A 21,732-nucleotide genomic window follows, 5' to 3' on the forward strand; every position below is an offset into this window, starting at 1 on the left:
GACCTGCCGCCGCGCCCTCACAGGCTGCGGCCCATCATCCGGTGCGGCTGCCCGCCGGCATCGGCGAATTCCGGGCCATACGCCGTAAACCCTAATTGCTCGTAAAGCCCGATCGCGTAGCTCTGCGCCCCCAGCTCCGCCCGGGTCACCCCCGGCACCCCGCGCAGCACCTCCAGGCAGGCCCCGACAAGCGCCAGCCCGATCCCCTGCCCGCGTTGCTCCGGCAAGACACAGACCCGCCCGATCTTCCCCGCTGCCCCGTCGAGCAATATCCGCCCGCACCCCACGGGCACCCCGTCCAGCACCGCCAGCACGTGACGCGCCTCACCGTCACGCCCATCCTGCTCCACGTCCTCCGGCACGGCCTGCTCCTCGATGAACACCGCCCGGCGCAAGGCGGCACAGGCGGCAATCTCCTCCGTCGGCCCGATCTCCAGGGTCACCCGAAATACTCCCGCAGGATCCGGCCATAGACCGCCTTCAACTGGTGGATCTGCTCCACCTCGACCCGCTCGTCCACCTGGTGCATGGTCTGGCCCACAAGGCCGAACTCCACCACCGGGCAGTGATCCTTGACGAAGCGCGCATCCGATGTTCCGCCCGTGGTCGACAGCACCGGCACCACGCCGGTCTCGGCCTCCACGGCCTTCGCCACCATCTCCGACAACGCGCCCGGCGGGGTGATGAAGCTCTCGCCCGACACCTTCACCACCATCTCGCCGGTCACACCGAACTCTTCGGTCACCCGGTCCAGCTCCCCCTGCATCCAGTCGATCAGCCCCCGGCTCTCATGCGCATCGTTGAACCGGATATTCACCGTCGCCCTGCTCTGTGCCGGAATGACATTCGTCGCCGGGTTCCCGGTGTCGATCGTCACCACCGCCAGCGTCGAGGGATCGAAATGCTCGGTCCCCTCGTCCAGCGTCTCGCTCGCCAGCCTGTCCATCAGCCGCGCCATCGCCGGCAGCGGGTTCTTCGCCCGGTGCGGATAGGCGGAATGCCCCTGCACCCCGGTGATCGTGAACCACGCCGAAAGCGACCCGCGCCGCCCGATCTTGATCATCTCGCCCATCCGGTCGGGGCAGGTCGGCTCGCCCACAAGGCAGACATCCATCCGCTCCCCTTCCCCCGCCATCCAGTCGAGCAGCGCCGCCGTGCCATCCACCGCGTCGCCCTCCTCGTCGCCGGTGATCGCCAGGATCACGGCCCCCTCCGGCGGCGTCTGCGTCACGAAATCGATCGCGGCGGCGGCAAAGGCGGCCACGCCCGACTTCATGTCGGTCGCTCCCCGTCCCCACAGGAAACCGTCCTTCTCCTCCGCCCCGAAGGGCGCGACGGTCCACGCCGCCTCGTCCCCCACCGGCACCACGTCGGTGTGCCCGTTGAAACCGAAGCTCTTCGCCGCCCCTTTCTCACCCCAGCGGGCAAAAAGGTTCGCCACCCCGTTCCGGTCGGCCCGCGCACAGGCAAACCCCGCCTCGCTGAGCCTGGTCTCCAACAGCGCCAGCGCGCCGCCCTCCTCCGGCGTCACCGAGGGGCAACGGATAAGCTCGGCGGTCAGGGCGACAGGGTCGGTGGGCTGGGTCATGCAGGCTCCTTTCGGCTGGGTCGGGCACCGGTCACAGGGTCTGGCCGGTTTCTTCAACCTCGCGAATAACGCTTAACAATCAAGCACAAATCTGCTAGGCAACCCTCAATAAACAACCCGAGGCAGGGCAAACCATACTGGCCGCAACAGGCCGGGGACCGAGCGGACAATCCGACACTGTCCCGATGGGCATGGGCGCAGCATTCGCGTCCGGCCACGGCCATGGTGCCTGCCTCGACCAAAAAGGGACGGGGCAAGCAGGCATGATCGAGAATGTCGAGTGTCCGATAACACCCGCGCCGGTCCGCGCATGACCTGGATCGGCGTCACGGATCGCAATTCCGCGTGGTTCTCGCTCGAGGGCCCCGCCGGCGCGCCGGCCGCGGCCGAGAGCTTCCCGCCCGACAGCCTTCTGCCCCGCGGCACCCTGCTGGTCGAAACCCGCCTGTCCCCCGACAATCGGCCCCAGACCCTGCTGGCCTTCCGCCGCTCGCACCCGTGGTCCGGTACCTTCTCGCTCCAGGCCCTGCCCGGCGGCAGCGTCGTGCTGATCGAGGCGCAGGGCGACGACACCCGCACCGCCATCCTGCCCTGCCCCTACAATGACCGCACCGACGTGGTGCGCCTGACCTACAGCTGGGATGCCCCCGGCCGCACCGGCCGGCTGAGCATCGAACGCCCCTATCCCAACAGCACCCATTCCGTCGATCTGCCCAACTCGCGCCCCATGGTGCTCGACGACCTGCGCGAGATCTCCCTCCGCCGCGGCCAGACCGAGATGGACCGCGAGGTGACCTTCTACGCCGTCTCCGACCGGATCGAGCCGGTCGCCCCGATGCCGGGGCTCACCTCGCAGACCCCGATCCTGACCAGCATGGGCGAGACACCCGTCCACCGCATCCGGCGCGGCGACGTGGTGATCACCGACCGGGGCGAACAGGTGCCGGTGCTCCAGGTCGTCCGCCGCACCGTCCCCGCCAAGGGCAGTTTCCACCCGATCCGCCTGCGTGCCGGCTATTTCGGCCTGACCCGCGATATCGCGGTCTCGCCCAACCAGAAGCTGGTGATGCGCGGCTCCGACGTGGAATACATGTTCGGGCGCGAAGCCGTGCTCGTCCCCGCCCGGCACCTCGTCAACAATGTCTCGGCCTTCTGGGCCAAGGGGCCCGCGATGGTGACCTACTACCAGGTCCTTCTGCCCGGCCACGAGGCGGTGATCGCCTCGGGCTGCGCCCTCTCCAGCCTGCTCATCGGCCGTATCCGCCGCAAGCCCGACGCGCTGGCGGCCAGTGTTCTCGCGGGGTTTGACCGGAACCGCCTGCCTGAACATGCCCAGCCCGCATGGCCGATCCTCAAACCGTTCGAGGCCGTGACCCTCGCCAGCAGCCGCGCGGCCTGACCCCCCGGAACCAAATTCCGTCCGCTTGCGTTCAAACCGCATGGTGCAGGAAACACAGAACAGGGTATTGAAGGCATTACCGCCTGCCACGCGCAAGGAGGTGATGGAACAGTGCGAGCTTGTCGAATTCGACGCCCGCACCGTGCTTCACCAGGTCGGGGAAAAGACCAACGCGGTCTACTTTCCCGAATCCGCCGTCATCTCGGTGCTGGCCACCTATGGCGACGGCTCGACCATCGAGATGGCCAATATCGGGCGCGAGGCCTGTACCGGTATCAACCTGACGCTCGGCCGCGAGACCCAGCTGACCGTCAATGAAATCCAGGTCGGCGGTACGGCCCTGAAACTTCCCGCTGCGCGCTTCGTCAGCCTGCTGGAAGAAGAATACTTCCGCCACGTGCTGTTTTCCACCGTGCAGGCGGTGCTGTTCCAGGTCATGGTATCCGGCGCCTGCAACGGGGCCCATGACGCGCGACAGCGCCTGTCCCGCTGGCTGCTGACCATGCATGACCGCGCCGACGGCCAGCACATGAACCTGACCCACGAATTCCTTTCGCACATGCTGGGCGTGCGCCGGGCGACCGTGTCAAAGGTCGCGGCGGAGTTGCGAGAGGAGGGGCTCATTACCTATTCCCACGGCCGGATGGCCGTCACCGATCACAAGGGGCTGCGCAAGGCCAGCTGCGAGTGCTACGACCGCGTGCGCAGCGCCTACGACACGCTTCTACCGAACGCATGAGGCCGGGGGCTTGGATTTTCGAATTAGTACGATATCGTACAGATCAAATCATTAGGACACGTTAACATTAATCGGTCGGCGTCACTGGAACACGTCCACCCGTCCGGCCGATCTCAGGGGATTTTGCGGATGGATCAGGAAAGGCTCGGCGACGACGATCAATTGATTACGACCGCAATTCGCCGTTCTCCGCTGGCGATGGTGCTGACCGATCCCCGCCTGCCCGACAATCCGATCACCTATGTCAACAAGGCGTTCGAGGCGCTCACCCTCTACAGCCGCGACTACGCGGTCGGCCGGAACTGCCGCTTCCTGCAGGGCCCCGAAACCGAGCCCGAGGCCATCGACCGCATCCGCGAGGGGCTGCGCGCGGAGGAAGAATTCGAGATCACCCTCACCAATCACCGCGCCGACGGCACCACCTTCCGCAACCAGCTTCTCCTCGCCCCCATCCACGACCCCCAGGGCCAGCTCAACGGGTATTTCGGCCTTCAGCGCAGCGTGCCCGTGCCCGACACGGACGATCAGCAGGCCACCGAGGACACGTCGCTCCAGCTGCTCCGCGAATTGCAGCACCGGGTGAAGAACCACCTGTCCATGATCGTCAGCATGATCCGCATCCAGGCCCGGCGCGAGGTCACCGCCGAGTCGCTCAAGTCCATCAGCCGGCGGATCGAGGCGCTTTCGGTCCTCTACGACGAGCTACTCAATACCAACGATACCGGCGACCCCGACAGGAACCTCGCCGCCGGGGCCTATCTCAGCCGCATCGCCTCGGTCGTGGCCAGTCTCGAGCCTCGCAGCGCGATCCGCCTCAACGTCGAGTGCGACGACATCTCGCTTCCGGTCGATCACGCCGCCCGGCTTGGCCTCTTGCTGTCGGAATTCGTGACCAACGCCTTCGAACACGCCTTCGAGGGCCGCGAGTCCGGCGCCGTCGATGTCCGCTTCACGCGGCTCGACGACGGCACCGTCCGCCTCACCGTCCAGGATGACGGCAACGGTATGCCCGACGGCTACAACTGGCCTTTCGGCGCCGCCAGCATCAGGGAACAGCGTGACCGCGCCGAACACAGCGGCGGCCGGCTCGACACCACGGGCCACGACCGCGTGCCGGGCGTCGGCGGCAGCATCGTCACCGCGCTCACCGACTCCCTCGGCGCCACGCTCAAGGTCGACGGATCGGGGCCGGGCACGAGGGTCATCGTCGACCTCTGAAAACCTAGTCGTAGAACGGCGTCATCTGCGCCACGATCACCGCGTTCTCGTCCAGTGCCCGCTGCATCAGCGCGCGCTCCTCGTCGCTGATCTCGTGCCCCTCGGCCTTCCGCTCCTCCAGCGTGCCATACCCCGACACGTCCAGCGGCGCGGTATCCGCCTGCTTCAGGATCGCCACCGTCTCGCGCACGGCCTCGGCCTCGTCCACGCCGCTGGCGTAAACCACCAGCGCCGCGCCGGTGGCCTTGTCCGGCAGCCCGTCCCCAGCCTTCCGGCCGATCTCGACCAGTAGGGTGAACACCTGTTGCTGGCGCGGCGGCTTCTTGCTGTTTCCGGACATGCGCTGATCCTTTCCCGTTCGGCCCTGCCCTGCGCCACACGACACGCCAAGTCAATCCCGCCGCTTGCAATCCCGACCAGAGACCATACCCTCTGCGGAACGGCACAGGAGGCAACCGAATGAAACGCATCAAGGACATGGTCGCCGAGGCAAACGCCATGGTCGACCACGCCCCCGCCACCGATTACCTCGACCGGCACGACGCCGAGGGGGTCACCTTCGTCGACCTCCGCGACCCGCGCGAGTTGGAGCGCGAGGGCATGATCCCCGGCGCCTTCCACTGCCCGCGCGGCATGCTCGAATTCTGGATCGACCCCGACTCGCCCTACGCCAAGGACCAGTTCCAGACCGGCAACCGCTTCGTCTTCTACTGCGCGTCGGGCTGGCGCTCCGCCCTCTCCGCCCGCACCGCCCAGGAGATGGGGCTGGAGAACGTCAGCCATATCGACGACGGCTTCTCCGGCTGGAAGAAGGCCGGCGGCCCGGTCGGCGAGAAGCCGGTCAAACCCAAGTAACCGTTTTCTTTAAAAGAAAACGGACAAGATCTTTTAAAGATCTCGCCCCCCTTGCCATCACGGCAAGAAACCACACCTCCCGACCCAATACAGACCACACGGGAGCCCCCCATGCCCAAGACCCTCTTCATCACCGGCGCCTCCACCGGCATCGGCGCCGCCACCGCCCGCGCCGCCGTCGCGGCAGGCTGGAACGTGGGCCTGATGGCCCGCTCCGCCGACAAGCTGGACACCCTCACCGCTGAACTCGGCGACGCCGCGCTCCCCCTCTCCGGCGACGCCACCGACCTCGCGGCACAGCAAGACGCCGTGCGCCGCACCGTCGACCGCTTCGGCGCCCTCGACGCGGCCTTCGCCAATGCCGGCACCGGGCTCGACAAACCGGGCACCGAGGGCGGCGACCCCGAGGAATGGCGCAAACTGGTCGATCTCAACGTGATGGGCGTGCTCTACACCGCCCGCGCCGCCCTGCCGGAACTGCGCAAGACGCGCGGCCACCTCCTCCTCACCGGCTCCGCCGCCGGCCGCAATCACATCAAGGGCTCGATCTACTCGGCCAGCAAGTGGTTCGTGCACGGCTATGCCGGCAACATGTCCGAGGAAATGCGAGACTGGGGCGGCCGCTGCACCCTGATCTCGCCCGGCATGGTCGACACGCCCTTCTTCGACGAGGCCAAGCCCGACAAGCTCAAGCCCGAGGATATCGCCGGGGCCGTCATCTTCGCCCTGTCGCAAGACCCCCGCGCCGAAGTGCGCGAGGTCCATGTCATGCCCACTGCCTGACGCGGGCAGGCGCGCCCCGCAACGGGGCGCGCATCAATCTCAATCCCGCAGCAGCTCGTTGATCCCGGTCTTCGAGCGCGTCTGCTCGTCCACCCGCTTCACGATCACCGCGCAATAGAGGTTGAGGTTGTTCTTCGTCGGCATCGAGCCCGACACCACCACCGAGTAGGGCGGCACCTCGCCCATGAAGACCTCGCCGGTCTCCCGGTCGACGATCTTGGTGGACTTGCCGATATAGACGCCCATGCCGAGCACCGAACCCTCGCGCACGATACAGCCCTCCACGACCTCCGACCGTGCCCCGATAAAGCAGTTGTCCTCGATGATCGTCGGGCCGGCCTGCATCGGCTCCAGCACGCCGCCGATCCCCACGCCCCCCGACAGGTGCACGCCCTTGCCGATCTGCGCACAGGAGCCCACGGTCGCCCAGGTATCCACCATCGTCCCCTCGTCCACGTAGGCGCCGAGGTTCACGAAGGACGGCATCAGCACCACGCCCGGCGCGATATAGGCCGACTTGCGCACGATGCAGTTCGGCACGGCCCGGAACCCGGCCGCCTTCCACTGGTTATCGCCCCAGCCCTTGAACTTGCTGTCGACCTTGTCCCACCAGCCGCCGCCTTGCGGGCCGTTGTCATGCTGCTCCATGTCCTTGATGCGGAAGCCCAGCAGCACGGCCTTCTTGGCCCACTGGTTGACGTGCCACTCGCCATCTTCCTGCCGTTCGGCCACGCGCAGCTTGCCGCTGTCCAGCGCCTCGAGCGTGTCCTCGATCGCCTCGCGCGTCTCGCCGCCGGTCGAGGGCGTGATGCTGTCGCGTGCATCCCACGCGGCTTCGATGGCTTGTTCAAGTTGGGCGTTCGACATCGGGCGTCTCCGTGACAGGTCTGGTTCTTGCTGCCATGCCCTATACGGGCCGGCGGGGCAGATCGCAATGCGACGCCGCACCGGCCGTTCGCGGCACGTCTCACCTGTCCGCACGAAAAAACCGGCGGGCGCCGCCTGGCACCCGCCGGTTCACAGTCCGCGCGTCCGCGACGTTACCGCACGATGTAGACCACGCGGCGCTCGGCCGGGTCGACGACAACCGGCACGCCGTTCACGTAGGCATAACGGTAGTCCGAAGTCGGCACGGTGCTCAGCGTCACGGTCTCGGGCAGTTCCACGCCGGTGACGACTTCACCTTCGAGATAGACCGGATCGACCGGGTTGTCGCGCACGTAGACCACGGTTTCCTCGCCCGGATCGGTCGACCCGGCCAGCGCACCGCCGGCAGCGGCACCGGCCGCGGCACCAGCAGGACCGCCGGCAATGCCGCCGATCACACCGCCGATAACGCCACCGGCGGCGACATCGTCGGCATTGTCATCTTCGTAGGTCACCGTGCTCACTTCGATCTGGTCACGGTTCGGCGCGATCATCAGCTGCTCGCCCTCGAGCGAGGCCGACAGGTAATCGCCATAGGCCCAGCCCTCGACGCCGTCGAAGCTGACCTGGCACCACGAGTTCTCGGCAAGGCAGCCTTGCACGTTCACGGCCGCCTCGGCAGGGATCACGCCGACGATGGCCTGCTGCGGTCCGGGGCCGGCGCGCAGGTTCAGGTCGGTCACGGCGGTGGCGCTGGTGTCCGCATATGCGGCGCCGGCGCCCAGGGTTCCGATCAGGGTCATGGTGAGAAGTTGCGTCTTCATGGCTAGATTCCTCTTTGCTGTTAGACCGCGCCGCGCAAACCCCTGGCTCGCCAGCACGTCGAGGACACAACGCAACCTCCCTGTCTGCGTTCCGGCAGCAGGCGCCTGACCTAGGGTAAGCGGGCATCAATCCGCCGATAGCGGGTCCGGCGCGATGTTGCCGCCGCAAACCAGCACCGCCACCCGCTCACCGGGCTCTGGCGCGTAGGCCCCCGACATCAGCGCCGCCAGCGCCGTGGCGCCGGCCGGCTCCACGAGCTGCCGCATCTCCCGCCACAGCGCGACCTGTGCCTCCGTGATGGCCTCGTCGCTGACCAGCACGCTCTCGACCCCCTGTGCCCTGGCCAGCCCGTAACAGATCTCGCCGATCCGCCTGGCCCCCAGCGCGTTGGCGGCCACGCCCGACACCTCGACGTCCACCGGCCCGCCGGCTGCCAGCGCCGCGTGCAGTGCGCAGGAGGTCGCGGGCTCCACCGCCACCACCTTGCGCCGCCCGGCCAGCCACGCCAGCGCGCCGCCGATCAGCCCGCCGCCACCCACGGCGATCAGCACCGTGTCGGCCGCCAGCCCCTGGTCTTCCCACTCGGCCAAGCAGGTGCCCTGCCCGGCCACCGTCGCCTCCGCGTCATAGGCATGGATCTGCATCGCCCCGGTCTCGGCCTCGTAGGCCCGCGCCGCCTCCAGCGCGTTGGCATAGGCCCCCGGCACCACCTGCAAATCGGCCCCCAACCGCTCGATCAGCCCGATCTTCGCGGGCCCCGCCATCTCCGGCACGTAAATCCGCGCCCTGTGCCCCAGTTGCGCCCCGGCATAGGCCACCGCCGCGCCATGGTTGCCGCCCGACGCCGCCACCAGCCCGGCCTCCGGCACCTCCATCGACAAAAGCGTGTTGAACGCCCCCCGCGCCTTGAAACTCCCGGTATGCTGAACCTGCTCCAGCTTCATCTCGACCGGGTCGTCCAGTCCGAAGCCACGGGCCTCCACCACCGGCGTCCGCCGCACGTGGCCGCCCACCCGGTGCCACGCTGCCTCTATCCCGGCTTTCCAGTCCATCGCCCGTCCCTCCCGCTGGTCAAATCCGGGCGAACCCTATACCCCTAGTAGGCCAGACCCAAGCAGGGAAGACACGCTTCATGCAAGACGAACGCTACAGCCAGTTCCGCGACGCCCATGCCGACCGAAACACCGCCGAACAGGTGCCCGACACGCCCCAGACCCGGGCCCCCGCCTACCGCCTGGCCTTCGCCGATGACGATTTCCTCTGCCGCGACGAACTGCGCCCGGTGCGCCTCCAGCTCGAGCTGCTCAAGCCCGAGATGATCCTCAACGAGCGCGGCATCGAAAGCACCGTCGTCCTCTTCGGCGGCGCCCGCATCCCCGAGCCCGCGAAGAAGGACACCGCCCGCACCGAAACGCTGGCGGGCCTCTCGCGCTTCTACGACGAGGCGCGCGAATTCGCCCGGCTGATGACGATGAAATCGATGGGGACCTACGGCAAGGAATTCGTCATCGCCACCGGCGGCGGCCCCGGCGTGATGGAGGCCGGCAACCGCGGCGCGGCCGATGCGGGCGGCTCCTCGATCGGGCTCAACATCGTCCTGCCGCACGAACAGGCGCCGAACGAATACGTGACGCCGGGCCTCTGCTTCAACTTCCACTACTTCGCCATCCGCAAGATGCACTTCCTGATGCGCGCCCGCGCCATCTGCTGCTTCCCCGGCGGCTTCGGCACGCTCGACGAGATGTTCGAGGCCCTGACCCTGATCCAGACCGACCGGATGAACCGCGTCCCCTTCCTGCTCTTCGGCGAGGAGTTCTGGCGCACCATCATCAACTGGGAAGCGCTGTCGGAGGCCGGCACCATCTCGGCCGAAGACCTCGACCTCTTCCAGTTCGTCGAAACGGCCCAGCAGGCCATGGAAATCATCGACAACTGGAGCGGCGAGATCCCCCACCCCTGACCGGCGTATTGGCGCCCCGTTCCAGGAGGGAGGGAACGGGGCGCCGGCACGATCCTACGGAAAGGCCCGCAAGCAAGGCCGACCAGGGTCGGCTGCCCCCGTAACTAGAGCGTCAAGGTTAATTCACCGTTTACGCCAGCGGGAAACCCGTCCCGGGCCTGACCCGGGACCTCGCGCCGCCCACGGGCCGGGCCATCGAACCGCAAACGCCCCCGCTCAAGCGCCCTCGAACGCACAAAGCGCGTGCACATCCATCCCCAGCTTCTCAAGCCTTGCCCGGCCGCCCAGCTCCGGCAGGTCGATGATGAACGCACAGCCCATGATCTCGCCCCCAAGCCGCTCGATCAGCCGGATCCCGGCCTCCGCCGTGCCGCCCGTCGCCAGCAGGTCATCGACCAGCAGCACCGTCTCGCCCGCAGCGATCGCGTCGTCATGCACCTCGACGACCGCCTCGCCATACTCGAGCTGGTAATCCTCCGATATCACCTTCCCCGGAAGTTTCCCCTTCTTCCGGATCGGCACGAACCCCACCGAAAGCTGGTGCGCCATCGCGCCGCCAAGGATGAACCCCCGCGCCTCGAGCCCCACCACCTTGTCGATCCGCAGCCCGGCATAGGGGTGCAGCATCTGGTCCACCGCCATGCGGAACCCGCGCGGATCGGCGAACAGCGTCGTCACGTCGCGGAACATGATCCCCTCGTGCGGGAAATCGGCGATCGTGCGGATATAGTCTTTCACATTGGTGGATTTCGGCATGTCCGGCCCCCGGGATGATGTCGGTTCCGTGGTCCGGTTTCGCCGATCCCGGCCCCGTTCGCAAGGGGCCGGGTCGGGCGCGCCCCGCCGGGCGCGCGGCGTCAGTGCACGTTCCGCGTCCTGACGATCAGCGTGTAAAGCGCGTTCGGCACCCAGCGCAGGTGCGGGCGTTTCCAGTCCATCCGTTCGCGCACGAGATAGTACTTTGCGGTATCGAGTGTCATTTTTTCAGTTCCTTTCCCGCCGTTTGGCCGTTATGTTGGCCTCGACTGCATATGCAATGTATATACATTGTATTGGCAGAATGTCAAGCATGTCAGAGGCGAAAACAGCGTGAACAAGAAAGACGACAAGAAGGACAAGAAGAAATCGGGCAAGAAAGACAGCCAGTTGATCCTTCGCCTCGACAAGCAGGAGCGGGATGAATTCATCAAGCTCTGCAAGGAGATGGACACCAGCGCCGCCCGCGAAATCCGCGCCTTCATCCGCAGCTTCGTGGACAAGAACGGCTGACCCGCGCGCTCACCAAAGCGCGGGCTTGGCCACCATCAACCAGAAGACGCCCACCAGCGCGATGAACGCCGGCCAGCCCAGCACGAACCACACCCGGAACGCCCGCCGCGCCGCCTCCGGCAAGCCCTCCCCGGCAACCAGCGCCTCCGCCGCCATGTCGCGGATGCCAATCTGCAACCGCACCACCGGCACCCACGCCGCCAGCGCCACGAGGTAGAGGGCGTAGGTCACCACCAGCCACGGCTCCCCCGCGCCATACCCCGCCAGGTGCACCAGCCACAGACCCGTCAAGGGCTGCACGATCCCGGCGGGCAGGGTGAACAGCCAGTCCGCCACCACCACCCCCGACGCGACCGAGTGGATCGTCTCCAGCCGCCCCGTCCGCATCGCCCACACCATCTGGAACGCCGTCCCGATCCCCGTGCCGAACAGCACCGTCGAGCTCAGGATATGCAGCCATTTCGCCAGCAGGTACGGATCGACGCTCACCGCTCATCCTCCAGCACGTAGACCACCGCGATCAGCGCCAGCACCGGCAGGTTCTTCAAGAGCCCGCCCAGCGGCAACAGCCACAACACCGGCGCCAGCAGGCTGAACGCCACCGTGTATCCCAGCACCATCGCCGCCTGCACGCCGGCCATCAGTCTCGGCCGCCACCCCCGCAGCAACGCCCCGGCAATCGCCAGGTCAACCACGCCCCCCAGCCGCGCGAACCCGATGGCCAGCCAGTCCGGCACGCCGCTCCCCGCGATCAGCGGCAGGAACTCCGCCGCTGGTAGGAACAGCCCGATCACCCCCGAGGCCAGCCACAACACCGCCAGCACCACCCGCAGCACCGGCCGCATCAGGTACAGCCGCGCATGCCACAGGTCCTGCGTCCCCGCGGGCCTTGCACCCAAGAACTCCGAAAACCCCCGCGGCCCCTCAGGCATGCGCCTGACCGCCGCGCTCGGCTCGGCCAGCACCCCCGCCTCCAACTGCCGCACCGCCGTCAGCGAGATCGGCCCCAGCCGCATCGCGTCGCCCATCCGCCCCATCCCCCGGCACAGCCAGACCGGCAACCGCAACACCGGCACCGCCGAAAGCCCCAGCCAGCCGCGCAGCCCTTGCAACATCTCCGCCTGCGTCACCACCTCCGGCCCGCCGATCTCCTGCACGCCCTCCACCGGATGCGCCAGGAAATGCGCCACTGCCCGCGTCAGGTCCGCCGCATGCACCGGGTTGAACGGCTGGTCGCCCTTCCCCACCACCGGCGTCACGAAGGGCAGCGCCGCCAACGCCCTTGCCAGCGACGAGCCACCATAAGACGTCTCCCCCAGCACCAGCCCGGCCCGCAGCGGCACGATCCCGTGCGCCAGCGCCACCGCCTCACCCTCGCGCCTGTGCCGCGCAAACCCCGTCTCGCTGTCATCGATGCCCACGGCGGAGATCAGCACGCCCCGGACACCGCCCAGCGCCTCGTAAACCGCCGCCGGCGCCCGCACATGCACCGCCTCCGACACGCCCTCCGACGCGCTCAGCACGCCCGCCGCGTTCACCACGTGGCTCACCCCTGCAAGCCGCCCCTGCCAGAAATCCACACTCGCCGCCTCCGGCGCCGCCAGGTCAGCCTCCACCGTCTCGAACCCCATCCGCGCCAGCCGCCCGCACCGCCGCGCAGATGCCATCACATGCCACCCCGCCGCCCGCAACCCGAAGGCCAGATGCCGCCCGATGAACCCATCGGCCCCGAGGATCAAAACCTTTCCCGTATGGCCGCTCATGCGCTCCGGCGCAGGGTCGCGGTCATCACCCCCATGCCAATGAGCGCCACGCCGCCCCCGCGCGTCAGCCAGGTGATAACCCCCGGCTTGCGGATCGTCTGCCGCAACCTGTCGGCCAGAAGCGCATAGGCCAGCGCATTCACCGCCGCCAACCCCACGAAGGTGGCGATCAGGATGGCGAATTGCGGCGCCAGCGGCTCACCCACCGTCACGAACTGAGGGACAAAGGCGATGAAGAACGCAATCGACTTGGGGTTCAGCGCCGTCACCGCCGCCGCGTGCCAGAACACCCCGCGCCCGTTCACCTGCGCACCGCCCACCTCCTCGAGCCCGCCCGCCGGCGCACTCCGCAACAGCTTGATCCCCAGCCACACGAGGTACACCGCCCCTGCCCATTTCAGCACGGTGAACAGCGTCGCCGACGCCAGCACCAGTGCCCCCAGCCCCATCAGCGAGGCGGTCATCGCAACGAAATCCCCCAGCGCCACGCCGGTCGCGCTCGCCACGGCCACCCGCTTGCCCTGGCTCAGCGCATAGCTCAGCACCAGAAGCACGGTCGGCCCCGGGATCAGCAGCAGGGCGGTCGACGCGGCCGCAAAGGCCAGCCAGAGATCGAATGGCATGGAAATCTCCCCTCTCAATCCGTAGGCCGGGCTTCAGCCCGGCACCTCTCCCGAGATACCCAACCCCGAACCCGCCCCCACGTCAACGCCCGGCACTCACCCGTCCCGGCCCCCGAGCCGGGACCTCGCCCAGCCAGAGACCCCGGACCAGGTCCGAAACACAGCCGTCCTCACTGTGAAGACAACACCCGCCCCGCAACCGCATCCAGCATCGCCACCAGCTCCGGATCCCTTGCCTCCGGCGCCGTCAATATCGCGAACTCCAGCGCCCGGTCACACCCGTGCGGGCACGCCTCCCGTTCCGCCCCCAGCAACGCGGGCAGCCCCTTCACCATCGCCCGCCCCTTGTCGGCATTGCCCTGCAACGTCGCGATGATCGCGGTGATATCCACCTCGCCGTGATGCGGGTGCCAGCTGTCGTAATCCGTCACCATCGCCACCGAGGCATAACAAAGCTCCGCCTCCCGCGCCAACTTGGCTTCCGGCATGTTGGTCATCCCGATCACGTCACACCCCCACACCTCGCGGTACATCTTCGATTCCGCCAGCGTCGAGAACTGCGGCCCCTCCATCGCCAGGTACGTCCCGCCCCGATGCACCGTGATCCCCGCGGCCCTTGCGGCACTCTCGCACGCCTCGCCCAGCCGCGGACAGGTCGGATGCGCCAGGCTCACATGCCCGACGCAGCCCGTCCCGAAGAAACTCTTGTCCCGCGCGATCGTCCGGTCGATGAACTGGTCGACGATCACGAAATCCCCCGGCGCCATCTCCTCGCGGAACGACCCGCAGGCGGAAACGGAAATCACATCCGTCACCCCCAGCCTTTTCAGCGCGTCGATATTGGCCCGATACGGCACCGTGCTGGGCGAATGCACATGCCCCCGTCCGTGCCGCGGCAGGAACGCCATCTTCACGCCGCCCAGCGTGCCACAAAGAACCTGGTCCGACGGCGCGCCCCACGGGCTCTCGACGCTCACCCACTCGGCACCGTCCAGCCCGTCGATCTGGTACAGCCCCGATCCGCCGATCACCCCGATCATCGTCTCCGTCATCACGTTCTCCCTGCCTGCGTTTCCAGCACTTTGCCCCGCGCCGCCCCGAATGGAAAGCCGCCCCGGTGTATCCATGCAGCCACCACAAGGCACCTTTCCCGCGAAGGGGGTGGCGAAAAATGCTGCGCTGCAGTATCACGCGCGGAACGCGACAAAAATCTCAGAGAGAACCGCCCCGTGACACGCGACCTCAAGGCCGCCGTAGCCAGCCGTCTTGCCATCCCCCACCTGCGCCCCGATCCGCGGGAACCGCTCACCCCCGCCCGCCTCCGGATCGAGCTCCTGTCGGGGCTCACCGTTGCGCTGGCGCTGGTTCCCGAGGCGGTGGCCTTCGCCTTCGTCGCGGGCGTGCACCCGCTCGTGGGCCTCTACGCGGCCTTCCTCGTCGGGCTCATCACGGCGCTGATCGGCGGCCGCCCCGGCATGATCTCGGGCGCCACCGGCGCGCTGGCCGTGGTCATGGTCTCGCTCGTGGCCCAGCACAGTGTCGAATACCTCTTCGCCACGGTTGTCCTGATGGGTCTCCTGCAAATCACTGCCGGCGTGCTGCGCTGGGGCAAGTTCATCCGCCTCGTGCCGCACCCGGTGATGCTGGGCTTCGTCAACGGGCTCGCCATCGTGATCTTCCTCGCCCAGCTTGGCCAGTTCAAGGTGCCCGGCACCATGGTGCAAACCGATCACGGCATGTCGGGCGGCCAATGGCTGTCGGGCATGCCGCTCTACACCATGCTCGGCCTCGTCGCACTGACCATGGCGCTGATCTGGGTCATGCCCCGCATCACGAGGCTGATCCCCGCGCCGCTCGCCGGCATCGCCATCGTCGCGGGGCTCGTCATCGCCCTCGGCCTCGACGTTCCCCGCGTGGGCGATCTTGCCTCGATCCAGGGCGGGCTGCCCTCGCTGCATATCCCGATGGTGCCGCTCACCCTCGAGACGCTGGAAATCATCCTGCCCTACGCGGTGATCCTCGCCGCCATCGGCCTCATCGAAAGCCTGCTCACCCTCAACCTCGTTGGCGAGATGACCGGCAAGCGCGGCGGCGCCAGCCAGGAATGCGTGGCCCAGGGGATCGCCAACACCGTCACCGGCTTCTTCGGCGGCATGGGCGGCTGCGCCATGATCGGCCAGTCGATGATCAACGTGAAATCCGGCGGCCGCACCCGCATCGCCGCCACCGCGGCGGCGCTCTTCCTGCTGGTCTTCATCCTTTTCGCCGCACCGCTGATCGAACAGATTCCGCTCGCGGCGCTCGTCGGCGTGATGTTCATGGTGGTGATCGGCACCTTCGCGTGGAACTCGCTGACGATCCTGCGCAAGGTTCCCCTGACCGATGCGCTGGTCATCGTGCTCGTCACCATCGTCACGGTGCAATACGACCTCGCCATCGCGGTGGTCGTGGGTGTCATCGTCTCGGCGCTGGCCTACGCGTGGAACAACGCCACCCGCATTCACGCCCATACCCGCGACTCGGTCACCGAAACCGGCGCCAAGGTCTATGAAATCCAGGGGCCGCTGTTCTTCGGCTCGGCCGCGGGCTTCGCCGAGCTCTTCGACATCGAGAATGACCCCGACGCGGTCATCGCCGATTTCGCGCGCAGCCGCGTCGTCGATCAATCGGCCCTGCAGGCCATCGAAGCCATCGCGGCGAAATACGAGGCCGCGGGCAAGCGCATCAAGCTCCGCCATCTCAGCCCGGATTGCCACCGCCTTCTGAAGAAGGCCGGCCACCTCGTCGTCGACAGCGACGACGACCCGGATTACCAGCTTGCCGTCGATTACGGCGTGCGCACCGGCGTGCTTGGCGGGGCCGAGGGCTAGCTCAGGCCGGCGCGCCCAGCGCGCAAAGGTCGCTGCCCTGCACCAACGAGGTGACAACGCGCCCCTCGTCGGTGTCGCGGATGCCATAACCATAGCCGCGCAGGCGATGCTGCCATTCGCGGTCCGACACGGCCAGCGCGCGCTCGCGCATCACAAGGTCGCGGATCTTGTTCGGGTTCATCGGTTCCATATCTGTTTCCTTCCCTCGGACAGTAATGTTCCTGGAACCGGGATAATTTCGCCTTGTGGCAACAATCGTGCCGAATTGGGGCAAGGCGCGGGTATCTTCGCGGCGGCGTCAGCCGTGACGTCAGCTCAGGAACCTCGCACAGGTCGCCTCGAAATCGTCGAACATCGGCGCCCGCCCGAACCCCTCGGGAAAAGCGCCGTTCCGCTCCATCCCGGCGATCCGGTCACAGGCCTCGGCAATCCGCCCGCAAAGCCGGCCCATCTCCGGTTCCGCCTGCGCCTCGGCCGCCCGCCGCGCCGCCGCGGCGCACCGGCGGGTCAGGGCCATGTCCGCGTCGAACGCCGCCTCTGGTGTCTCTGCCATGCCCACCCCCGGAACCTCCCCGGGCACGACGCCCTGCCCGTCCGTCAGCCCGGCCCGCACGATCGCCGTGGCATACAGCATCGCCGCCCCGCTCAGCCGCCAGGCGTTGTCGGCCCCGGCCCCGTCGGCCTCCGCGCGCGACAGGAAGGCATGCAACATGGCCTGTTCCACCAGCGCGGTCAGCAGCGCCAGCACCCCTTCCAGCTCCGGCGCCGTCTCGACATCCGGGCCCGGCGCGCCAGCCTCCGCAAGCCGCGCCTCCAGCCATGCCCGGTAATCCGCTCTCGGCGCCGCGGCCCGCGCAATGCAGTCCCGCGCCGCGTCATCCTCTGCCCGCGCGGCCCCCAGCACCGCCGCCATGGCCTCCTCCATCTCCCATTCCGCCCGCAGCACCGACGGCATGTCCCGCCCCGGCCGGACCAGATGCGCCGGAAGCCGCACGGGAACGCCCCGCTCGACCAGCAGCGCGGCAATGTCCATCGCGTTGGCGAAATCCACCTCGTCGATGGCGGTCACCCGCGCCAGGTGCCCCTCGTCCCGCAACGCCCTCAGAACCAGCATGTGCAGGAACTGCTGATGCACCGCCGTGAGCTCCACGCGCAACAGCGCCGCCAGGTGTCGCTCGGTCTCCGTCATGTCCCTTCCCTGCCGCGCACCTGCAGACCCCGCCTCACATAACGTCATCGATCCGCTGCAACTGCGCCTCGCGCTCGCGCCGTGCGGTCGCCGCCGCCACCAGCGCCCGGAACAGCCGCCGTTGCCGCCTTGCATAGAACAAATGCTCCGGATGCCACTGCACCCCCAGCGCGAACGGGTCGCGCACCCGCTCCACCGCCTGGATCATGCCGCCCGGATCGCGCGCCGCCACCCGCATCCCCCGGCCCAGTTCGTCCACCGCCTGGCTGTGCAGCGCATTGACCCGCATCGCGTGCTCGCCGGCAATCGACGCCAGCCGCGTGTGCCGCTCCACCTGCACCGTCTTGCGCGGCAATACGGTCCAGTGCTTGCGGCTCTCCTGGTAGATCTCGTAGGCATCCTGGTGCAGCGTCCCGCCCAGCGCGACGTTCAGCATCTGGCTCCCCCGGCAGATGCCCAGGACCGGCTTCTTCGCCTCGAAACACGCCTCGACGATCCCGCGCTCCATCGCGTCCCGCTCGGGGTCGAGCCGCGCCGAGGTCACGATCTGCCCGCCATAAAGGTCGGGCGATATGTCGTCCCCACCGCCGATGATCACCCCGTCCACCGACGGCACGTCGACCTCTCCCGCCTCGTCCCAGCGCACCGACTTGCCCCCGGCGATCCAGACGTTCAGCGCCACCAGCGGGAAAATCCGCCAGCCCGACCGGCGCGAGGTGGTGACCGCGATCACCGGCCGGCTCATGCCGGGCCCCCGCCCGCATCCGCCAGCCCCCGCTGTGTCAGCACGGCGCCGCACCGTTCGGCCCAGAACGCCCTTGGCAGCGGCACGCCCGCATGGGCCGCGTCCCATCCCTGCGACAGCTCCGCCAGCGCATCGGCATTGGCCGCCACCCGCTCCACCGTCCGCCAGCGCCGCCATTCCCGGTCCAGCGACCAGCCGGGCTCGTCGATCCGGCAATCCGGCAGACGGAAGTGGAAGGTCGGCCGCGCCGAGGTGGCACTGGTCAGAACCGACTCGATGCGCGCCGCGTCGATCCACGCGAAGACCGGCAGCATGTCCAGCCCGAAATTCCGCGACGGCGCCTCCTGCACATAGGCATCCATCACGTGCCCGAGCCGCGCCCCGCGCCCCAGCGCGATCAGCCGCCGCACCAGCCGCCGCGGATAGGGCGCCGCAAAGGGCAGCACCCGGCGCATCTGGTCGATCGGGTTGGCGGTCCGCAACCAGTCTTCGATCAGCGCATAGGCCAAGAGCGGCGGCACGATCGCCTCCGCCCGGTCCGACGCCACCTGCACGTTCAGATGCACCCCGAACCCGAAGAACAGCCCGCCCCCGCTGCCCAGCGCACCGGCCTGCCTCAACGCCTCGCGCAGATCGTCCAGCGCCATCAGCCCGTCGCGGTCCAGCGGGTCGGTCACGATCTCCACCGGGATCACCTCCCGGCCAAGGCTCAGCGCGGCATCCCTGAGCGCGGTCTTGTCGGCATGGCGCAGCGCGGTATCGAGATAAACCTTCAGCCCCCCGATCCGGCTGCCCTCGACCTGCCAGATCGCCTCGTCCACCTGCCGCGCCACCCCACCCAGGTGCCGCGCGCACAACTCGGCACAGCGCGCCTCGTCCAGCCCGCCCAGCTCGATCTCCACACCGGTCAGGCGCGGCCCGCCCTCGGCGGTGTCCGGCTGCGGCAGGGGCGCAAAGCTGTTCTCGGGCGAAACCATACCGCCAATCTAGGCGCCCCCCCGCCAGAGGCAATCACAATCCGGCCCGTTTTCCCGGCATTGTCGCGCACCGTGGCCCGATCCTTGGCGCCCGGCCCATCACCCCCGGTTACATTTCCGTGAGCTCGCGACAATCCGGTTCAGGGTCAACGTGTTAGCTGTTCTAAACCGGCACAGCACCTGCCGATTTCAAACCATCCATTCCACAGATGACCGGAGAGTATATGACCACCCTCACCGACACCCCCCACCGCTACGGCCTGATCACCCGCATCCTGCACTGGGGCATGGCCCTGCTCTTCGCGGCCCAGTTCCTCTCCGCCGCCGCCCACTGGGCGCTGCCGCGCGAGAATGCCACCCGCGACCTGCTCTGGAGCTACCACTACCCCCTTGGCGCCACGCTCTTCCTGCTGGTGCTGCTGCGCGGGGCGTGGGGGCTCGCCAATTTGCCCCGCCGGCCCGCCCATACCGGCGACCTCTTCGGCCGGGCGGCGGTGGCGGGCCACGTGGCGATCTACGCGCTGATGGTCATCGTGCCCTTCACCCGCCTCCTCGCCGCCGCAGGCAGCGATCGCGGCTTTTCCTATTTCGGCTGGCAGATCTTCGCCCCCCGCGAAACGGAAATCGCCTGGATGCAGGCCCCCGCCGAACTGCACGGCGAAATGGGCTGGGTCCTTGCGCTGCTGATCCTCGGCCATATCGCCATGGCGGTGATCTGGCATCGCCTCATTCGCCGCGACGAGGTACTGCACCGCATGGCGGGCTGACCCCGGGCGCCGACGCGCCGTTCTCTGCAAAAAAACGGGGTAGGACATTCGAATGTCCTACCCCGGAATTTTTCCAGGATTCCGCCCGCACCGGGACGGAAACGCTCAGCCCATCCCCGCCTCGGCCTCGATGGCCTTGCGCGATTTCCGCTGCCGCTCGGTGGCCGACTTGAGCTGCCCGCAGGCCGCCATGATGTCCTCGCCCCGGGGCGTCCGGATCGGGCTCGCATACCCCGCCTTGTAGACGATATCGGCGAACCGCTCGATCCGCTCCCAGTCGCTCCGCTGGTGCGGGGCGCCGGGCCATTCGTTGAACGGGATCAGGTTGATCTTTGCCGGGATGCCCTTGATCAGCTGCACCAGCCGCCTTGCATCCTCGTCGCTGTCGTTCACGTCCTTCAGCATCACGTACTCGAACGTAATCCGCTCGGAATTCGACGCCTTCGGATAGGCCTTCAGCGCCTCCAGTAGCGTGGCGATGTTCCACTTCTTGTTGATCGGCACCAGCTTGTCGCGCACCTCGTCGGTGGTGGCGTGAAAACTGACCGCCAGCATGCAGCCGATCTCTTCGGCCGTCTTGGCAATCTCCGGCACCACGCCGGAGGTCGACAACGTGATCCGCCGGCGGCTCAGGGAAATCCCCTCGCCATCCATGGCGATCTTCATCGCGTCCCGCACGTTGTCGAAATTGTAAAGCGGCTCGCCCATCCCCATCAGCACGATATTCGACAGCAGGCGCGGCTTCTCCCCCGCGCCCTCGCCGGGTTTGGGCCACTCGCCCAGGTCGTCGCGCGCCATCATCACCTGGCCCACGATCTCCCCGGCGGTCAGGTTGCGCACCAGCTTCTGCGTGCCGGTGTGACAGAAGGAACAGGTCAGCGTACAGCCCACCTGGCTCGAAATGCACAGCGTGCCCCGGTCGGTCTCGGGGATATACACCACCTCGACCTCGTGCCCGCCGGCGATGCGGGCGAGATACTTGCGTGTCCCGTCCGCGCTGACCTGCTTGCTCACCATCTCCGGGATCTCGATGACGAATTTCTCCGCCAACTGCGCGCGATACGCCTTCGACAGGTTCGTCATCGCCTCGAAATCGCGCACGCCCCACCAGTAGACCCACTGCCAGATCTGGTTGACCCGCATCTTGGCCTGCTTCTCGGGCGTGCCATTGGCAATCAGCGCCTCCCGCAGCTTGTCACGGGTCAGCCCGACGATATTCACCGGCCCCTCCGGAAGCTTCCGGGGGATCGTCAGCACATCCTGGGTGATGGGGGCACTATCGGTCATGGCTCTGG

At 67.9% G+C, this 21,732-nt stretch carries 26 protein-coding genes; 9 read left to right on the forward strand and 17 right to left on the reverse strand.

Translation table 11 applies throughout. The features are described from left to right. Positions 1-17: 17 nt before the first annotated feature. Both QUV18_RS15495 and dapE read right to left on the reverse strand, forming a co-directional pair. Entirely contained in the window at positions 18-443 is a 426-nt protein-coding gene (locus QUV18_RS15495; protein WP_300894915.1) for a GNAT family N-acetyltransferase, read from the reverse strand. After that, positions 440-1,588 (reverse strand): succinyl-diaminopimelate desuccinylase, encoded by a 1,149-nt coding sequence (gene dapE / locus QUV18_RS15500; protein ID WP_300894916.1) that lies wholly within the window; start codon positions 1,586-1,588, stop codon positions 440-442. Before dapE ends, QUV18_RS15495 begins: the two co-directional genes overlap by 4 nt. A gap of 310 nt (positions 1,589-1,898) precedes the next feature. Between dapE and QUV18_RS15505 the strand changes: the two genes are divergently transcribed. From QUV18_RS15505 to QUV18_RS15515, 3 genes are all read left to right on the forward strand, one after another. After that, positions 1,899-2,987, forward strand: coding sequence for a Hint domain-containing protein (locus QUV18_RS15505; protein ID WP_300894917.1), 1,089 nt, complete (start codon positions 1,899-1,901; stop codon positions 2,985-2,987). A 103-nt stretch (positions 2,988-3,090) separates the two neighbouring features. Next, positions 3,091-3,726: a Crp/Fnr family transcriptional regulator gene (locus QUV18_RS15510; RefSeq protein ID WP_300894918.1), complete on the forward strand. Its 636-nt coding sequence runs from the start codon at positions 3,091-3,093 to the stop codon at positions 3,724-3,726. A gap of 129 nt (positions 3,727-3,855) precedes the next feature. Next, a complete protein-coding gene (locus tag QUV18_RS15515; protein WP_300894919.1) occupies positions 3,856-4,944 on the forward strand; it encodes a PAS domain-containing protein in 1,089 nt (362 codons plus the stop codon). A gap of 4 nt (positions 4,945-4,948) precedes the next feature. Here the strand turns inward: QUV18_RS15515 and QUV18_RS15520 are convergent, their stop codons facing one another. Next, positions 4,949-5,284: a hypothetical protein gene (locus tag QUV18_RS15520; RefSeq protein ID WP_300894920.1), complete on the reverse strand. Its 336-nt coding sequence runs from the start codon at positions 5,282-5,284 to the stop codon at positions 4,949-4,951. Positions 5,285-5,403: 119 nt separating this feature from the next. Here QUV18_RS15520 and QUV18_RS15525 point away from each other — a divergent pair, with 119 nt between their 5' ends. Further along, positions 5,404-5,799, forward strand: a complete 396-nt coding sequence (locus QUV18_RS15525) for a rhodanese-like domain-containing protein (protein ID WP_300894921.1) — start codon at positions 5,404-5,406, stop codon at positions 5,797-5,799. A gap of 111 nt (positions 5,800-5,910) precedes the next feature. Further along, on the forward strand, positions 5,911-6,582 hold the full coding sequence (locus QUV18_RS15530) for an SDR family NAD(P)-dependent oxidoreductase (RefSeq protein ID WP_300894922.1): 672 nt from the start codon (positions 5,911-5,913) through the stop codon (positions 6,580-6,582). Positions 6,583-6,621: 39 nt separating this feature from the next. Here QUV18_RS15530 and dapD read toward each other — a convergent pair whose 3' ends face one another. From dapD to QUV18_RS15545, 3 genes are all read right to left on the reverse strand, one after another. Further along, on the reverse strand, positions 6,622-7,449 hold the full coding sequence (dapD, locus tag QUV18_RS15535; protein ID WP_300894923.1) for a 2,3,4,5-tetrahydropyridine-2,6-dicarboxylate N-succinyltransferase: 828 nt from the start codon (positions 7,447-7,449) through the stop codon (positions 6,622-6,624). Between the two features lie 173 nt (positions 7,450-7,622). Beyond that, positions 7,623-8,273, reverse strand: a complete 651-nt coding sequence (locus tag QUV18_RS15540; protein ID WP_300894924.1) for a DUF1236 domain-containing protein — start codon at positions 8,271-8,273, stop codon at positions 7,623-7,625. Between the two features lie 126 nt (positions 8,274-8,399). Then, a complete protein-coding gene (locus tag QUV18_RS15545; RefSeq protein WP_300894925.1) occupies positions 8,400-9,326 on the reverse strand; it encodes a threonine/serine dehydratase in 927 nt (308 codons plus the stop codon). Positions 9,327-9,406: 80 nt separating this feature from the next. Here QUV18_RS15545 and QUV18_RS15550 point away from each other — a divergent pair, with 80 nt between their 5' ends. After that, entirely contained in the window at positions 9,407-10,234 is an 828-nt protein-coding gene (locus tag QUV18_RS15550) for a TIGR00730 family Rossman fold protein (protein ID WP_300894926.1), read from the forward strand. A 216-nt stretch (positions 10,235-10,450) separates the two neighbouring features. Here the strand turns inward: QUV18_RS15550 and QUV18_RS15555 are convergent, their stop codons facing one another. Together QUV18_RS15555 and QUV18_RS15560 are read right to left on the reverse strand one after the other, a co-directional pair. Continuing rightward, the gene (locus QUV18_RS15555) at positions 10,451-10,990 is read right to left on the reverse strand and encodes an adenine phosphoribosyltransferase (RefSeq protein ID WP_300894927.1); all 540 of its coding nucleotides are present in this window, start codon (positions 10,988-10,990) and stop codon (positions 10,451-10,453) included. Positions 10,991-11,091: 101 nt separating this feature from the next. After that, complete coding sequence (locus QUV18_RS15560; protein WP_300894928.1) at positions 11,092-11,214, reverse strand: hypothetical protein; 123 nt, start codon at positions 11,212-11,214, stop codon at positions 11,092-11,094. Positions 11,215-11,323: 109 nt separating this feature from the next. Between QUV18_RS15560 and QUV18_RS15565 the strand changes: the two genes are divergently transcribed. After that, positions 11,324-11,503 carry a hypothetical protein gene (locus QUV18_RS15565; RefSeq protein ID WP_300894929.1) on the forward strand — a complete coding sequence of 60 codons (180 nt, stop codon included), beginning with the start codon at positions 11,324-11,326 and terminating at the stop codon, positions 11,501-11,503. A gap of 9 nt (positions 11,504-11,512) precedes the next feature. On the opposite strand, the gene QUV18_RS15570 is transcribed toward QUV18_RS15565, so the two are convergent. The 4 genes from QUV18_RS15570 to QUV18_RS15585 all read right to left on the reverse strand — a co-directional run bounded on the left by QUV18_RS15570 (position 11,513) and on the right by QUV18_RS15585 (position 14,941). Then, positions 11,513-11,992, reverse strand: coding sequence for a DUF2269 domain-containing protein (locus tag QUV18_RS15570; protein ID WP_300894930.1), 480 nt, complete (start codon positions 11,990-11,992; stop codon positions 11,513-11,515). Beyond that, positions 11,989-13,266, reverse strand: coding sequence for a DoxX-like family protein (locus QUV18_RS15575; RefSeq protein ID WP_300894931.1), 1,278 nt, complete (start codon positions 13,264-13,266; stop codon positions 11,989-11,991). Before QUV18_RS15575 ends, QUV18_RS15570 begins: the two co-directional genes overlap by 4 nt. Further along, positions 13,263-13,889: a LysE family translocator gene (locus QUV18_RS15580; RefSeq protein ID WP_300894932.1), complete on the reverse strand. Its 627-nt coding sequence runs from the start codon at positions 13,887-13,889 to the stop codon at positions 13,263-13,265. The genes QUV18_RS15575 and QUV18_RS15580 overlap by 4 nt, the downstream gene beginning before the upstream one ends. A gap of 170 nt (positions 13,890-14,059) precedes the next feature. After that, positions 14,060-14,941: an S-methyl-5'-thioadenosine phosphorylase gene (locus QUV18_RS15585; RefSeq protein WP_300894933.1), complete on the reverse strand. Its 882-nt coding sequence runs from the start codon at positions 14,939-14,941 to the stop codon at positions 14,060-14,062. 219 nt (positions 14,942-15,160) lie between these two features. On the opposite strand from QUV18_RS15585, the gene QUV18_RS15590 reads away from it, so the two are divergent. Next, positions 15,161-16,759, forward strand: coding sequence for a SulP family inorganic anion transporter (locus QUV18_RS15590; protein WP_300895002.1), 1,599 nt, complete (start codon positions 15,161-15,163; stop codon positions 16,757-16,759). Between the two features lies 1 nt (position 16,760). Here QUV18_RS15590 and QUV18_RS15595 read toward each other — a convergent pair whose 3' ends face one another. From QUV18_RS15595 to QUV18_RS15610, 4 genes are all read right to left on the reverse strand, one after another. Continuing rightward, the gene (locus tag QUV18_RS15595) at positions 16,761-16,949 is read right to left on the reverse strand and encodes a hypothetical protein (protein ID WP_300894934.1); all 189 of its coding nucleotides are present in this window, start codon (positions 16,947-16,949) and stop codon (positions 16,761-16,763) included. 120 nt (positions 16,950-17,069) lie between these two features. Beyond that, on the reverse strand, positions 17,070-17,948 hold the full coding sequence (locus tag QUV18_RS15600; protein WP_300894935.1) for a hypothetical protein: 879 nt from the start codon (positions 17,946-17,948) through the stop codon (positions 17,070-17,072). Between the two features lie 34 nt (positions 17,949-17,982). Next, positions 17,983-18,693 (reverse strand): gamma-glutamyl-gamma-aminobutyrate hydrolase family protein, encoded by a 711-nt coding sequence (locus QUV18_RS15605; protein WP_300894936.1) that lies wholly within the window; start codon positions 18,691-18,693, stop codon positions 17,983-17,985. Further along, positions 18,690-19,670 carry an amidoligase family protein gene (locus QUV18_RS15610; RefSeq protein WP_300894937.1) on the reverse strand — a complete coding sequence of 327 codons (981 nt, stop codon included), beginning with the start codon at positions 19,668-19,670 and terminating at the stop codon, positions 18,690-18,692. Before QUV18_RS15610 ends, QUV18_RS15605 begins: the two co-directional genes overlap by 4 nt. A gap of 209 nt (positions 19,671-19,879) precedes the next feature. Between QUV18_RS15610 and QUV18_RS15615 the strand changes: the two genes are divergently transcribed. Next, positions 19,880-20,437 carry a cytochrome b gene (locus QUV18_RS15615; RefSeq protein WP_300894938.1) on the forward strand — a complete coding sequence of 186 codons (558 nt, stop codon included), beginning with the start codon at positions 19,880-19,882 and terminating at the stop codon, positions 20,435-20,437. 105 nt (positions 20,438-20,542) lie between these two features. On the opposite strand, the gene rlmN is transcribed toward QUV18_RS15615, so the two are convergent. Beyond that, complete coding sequence (gene rlmN, locus QUV18_RS15620) at positions 20,543-21,724, reverse strand: 23S rRNA (adenine(2503)-C(2))-methyltransferase RlmN (RefSeq protein ID WP_300894939.1); 1,182 nt, start codon at positions 21,722-21,724, stop codon at positions 20,543-20,545. Positions 21,725-21,732: the final 8 nt, after the last annotated feature.

This window comes from Roseovarius sp. (genome assembly GCF_030373445.1).
GTDB lineage: Bacteria > Pseudomonadota > Alphaproteobacteria > Rhodobacterales > Rhodobacteraceae > Roseovarius.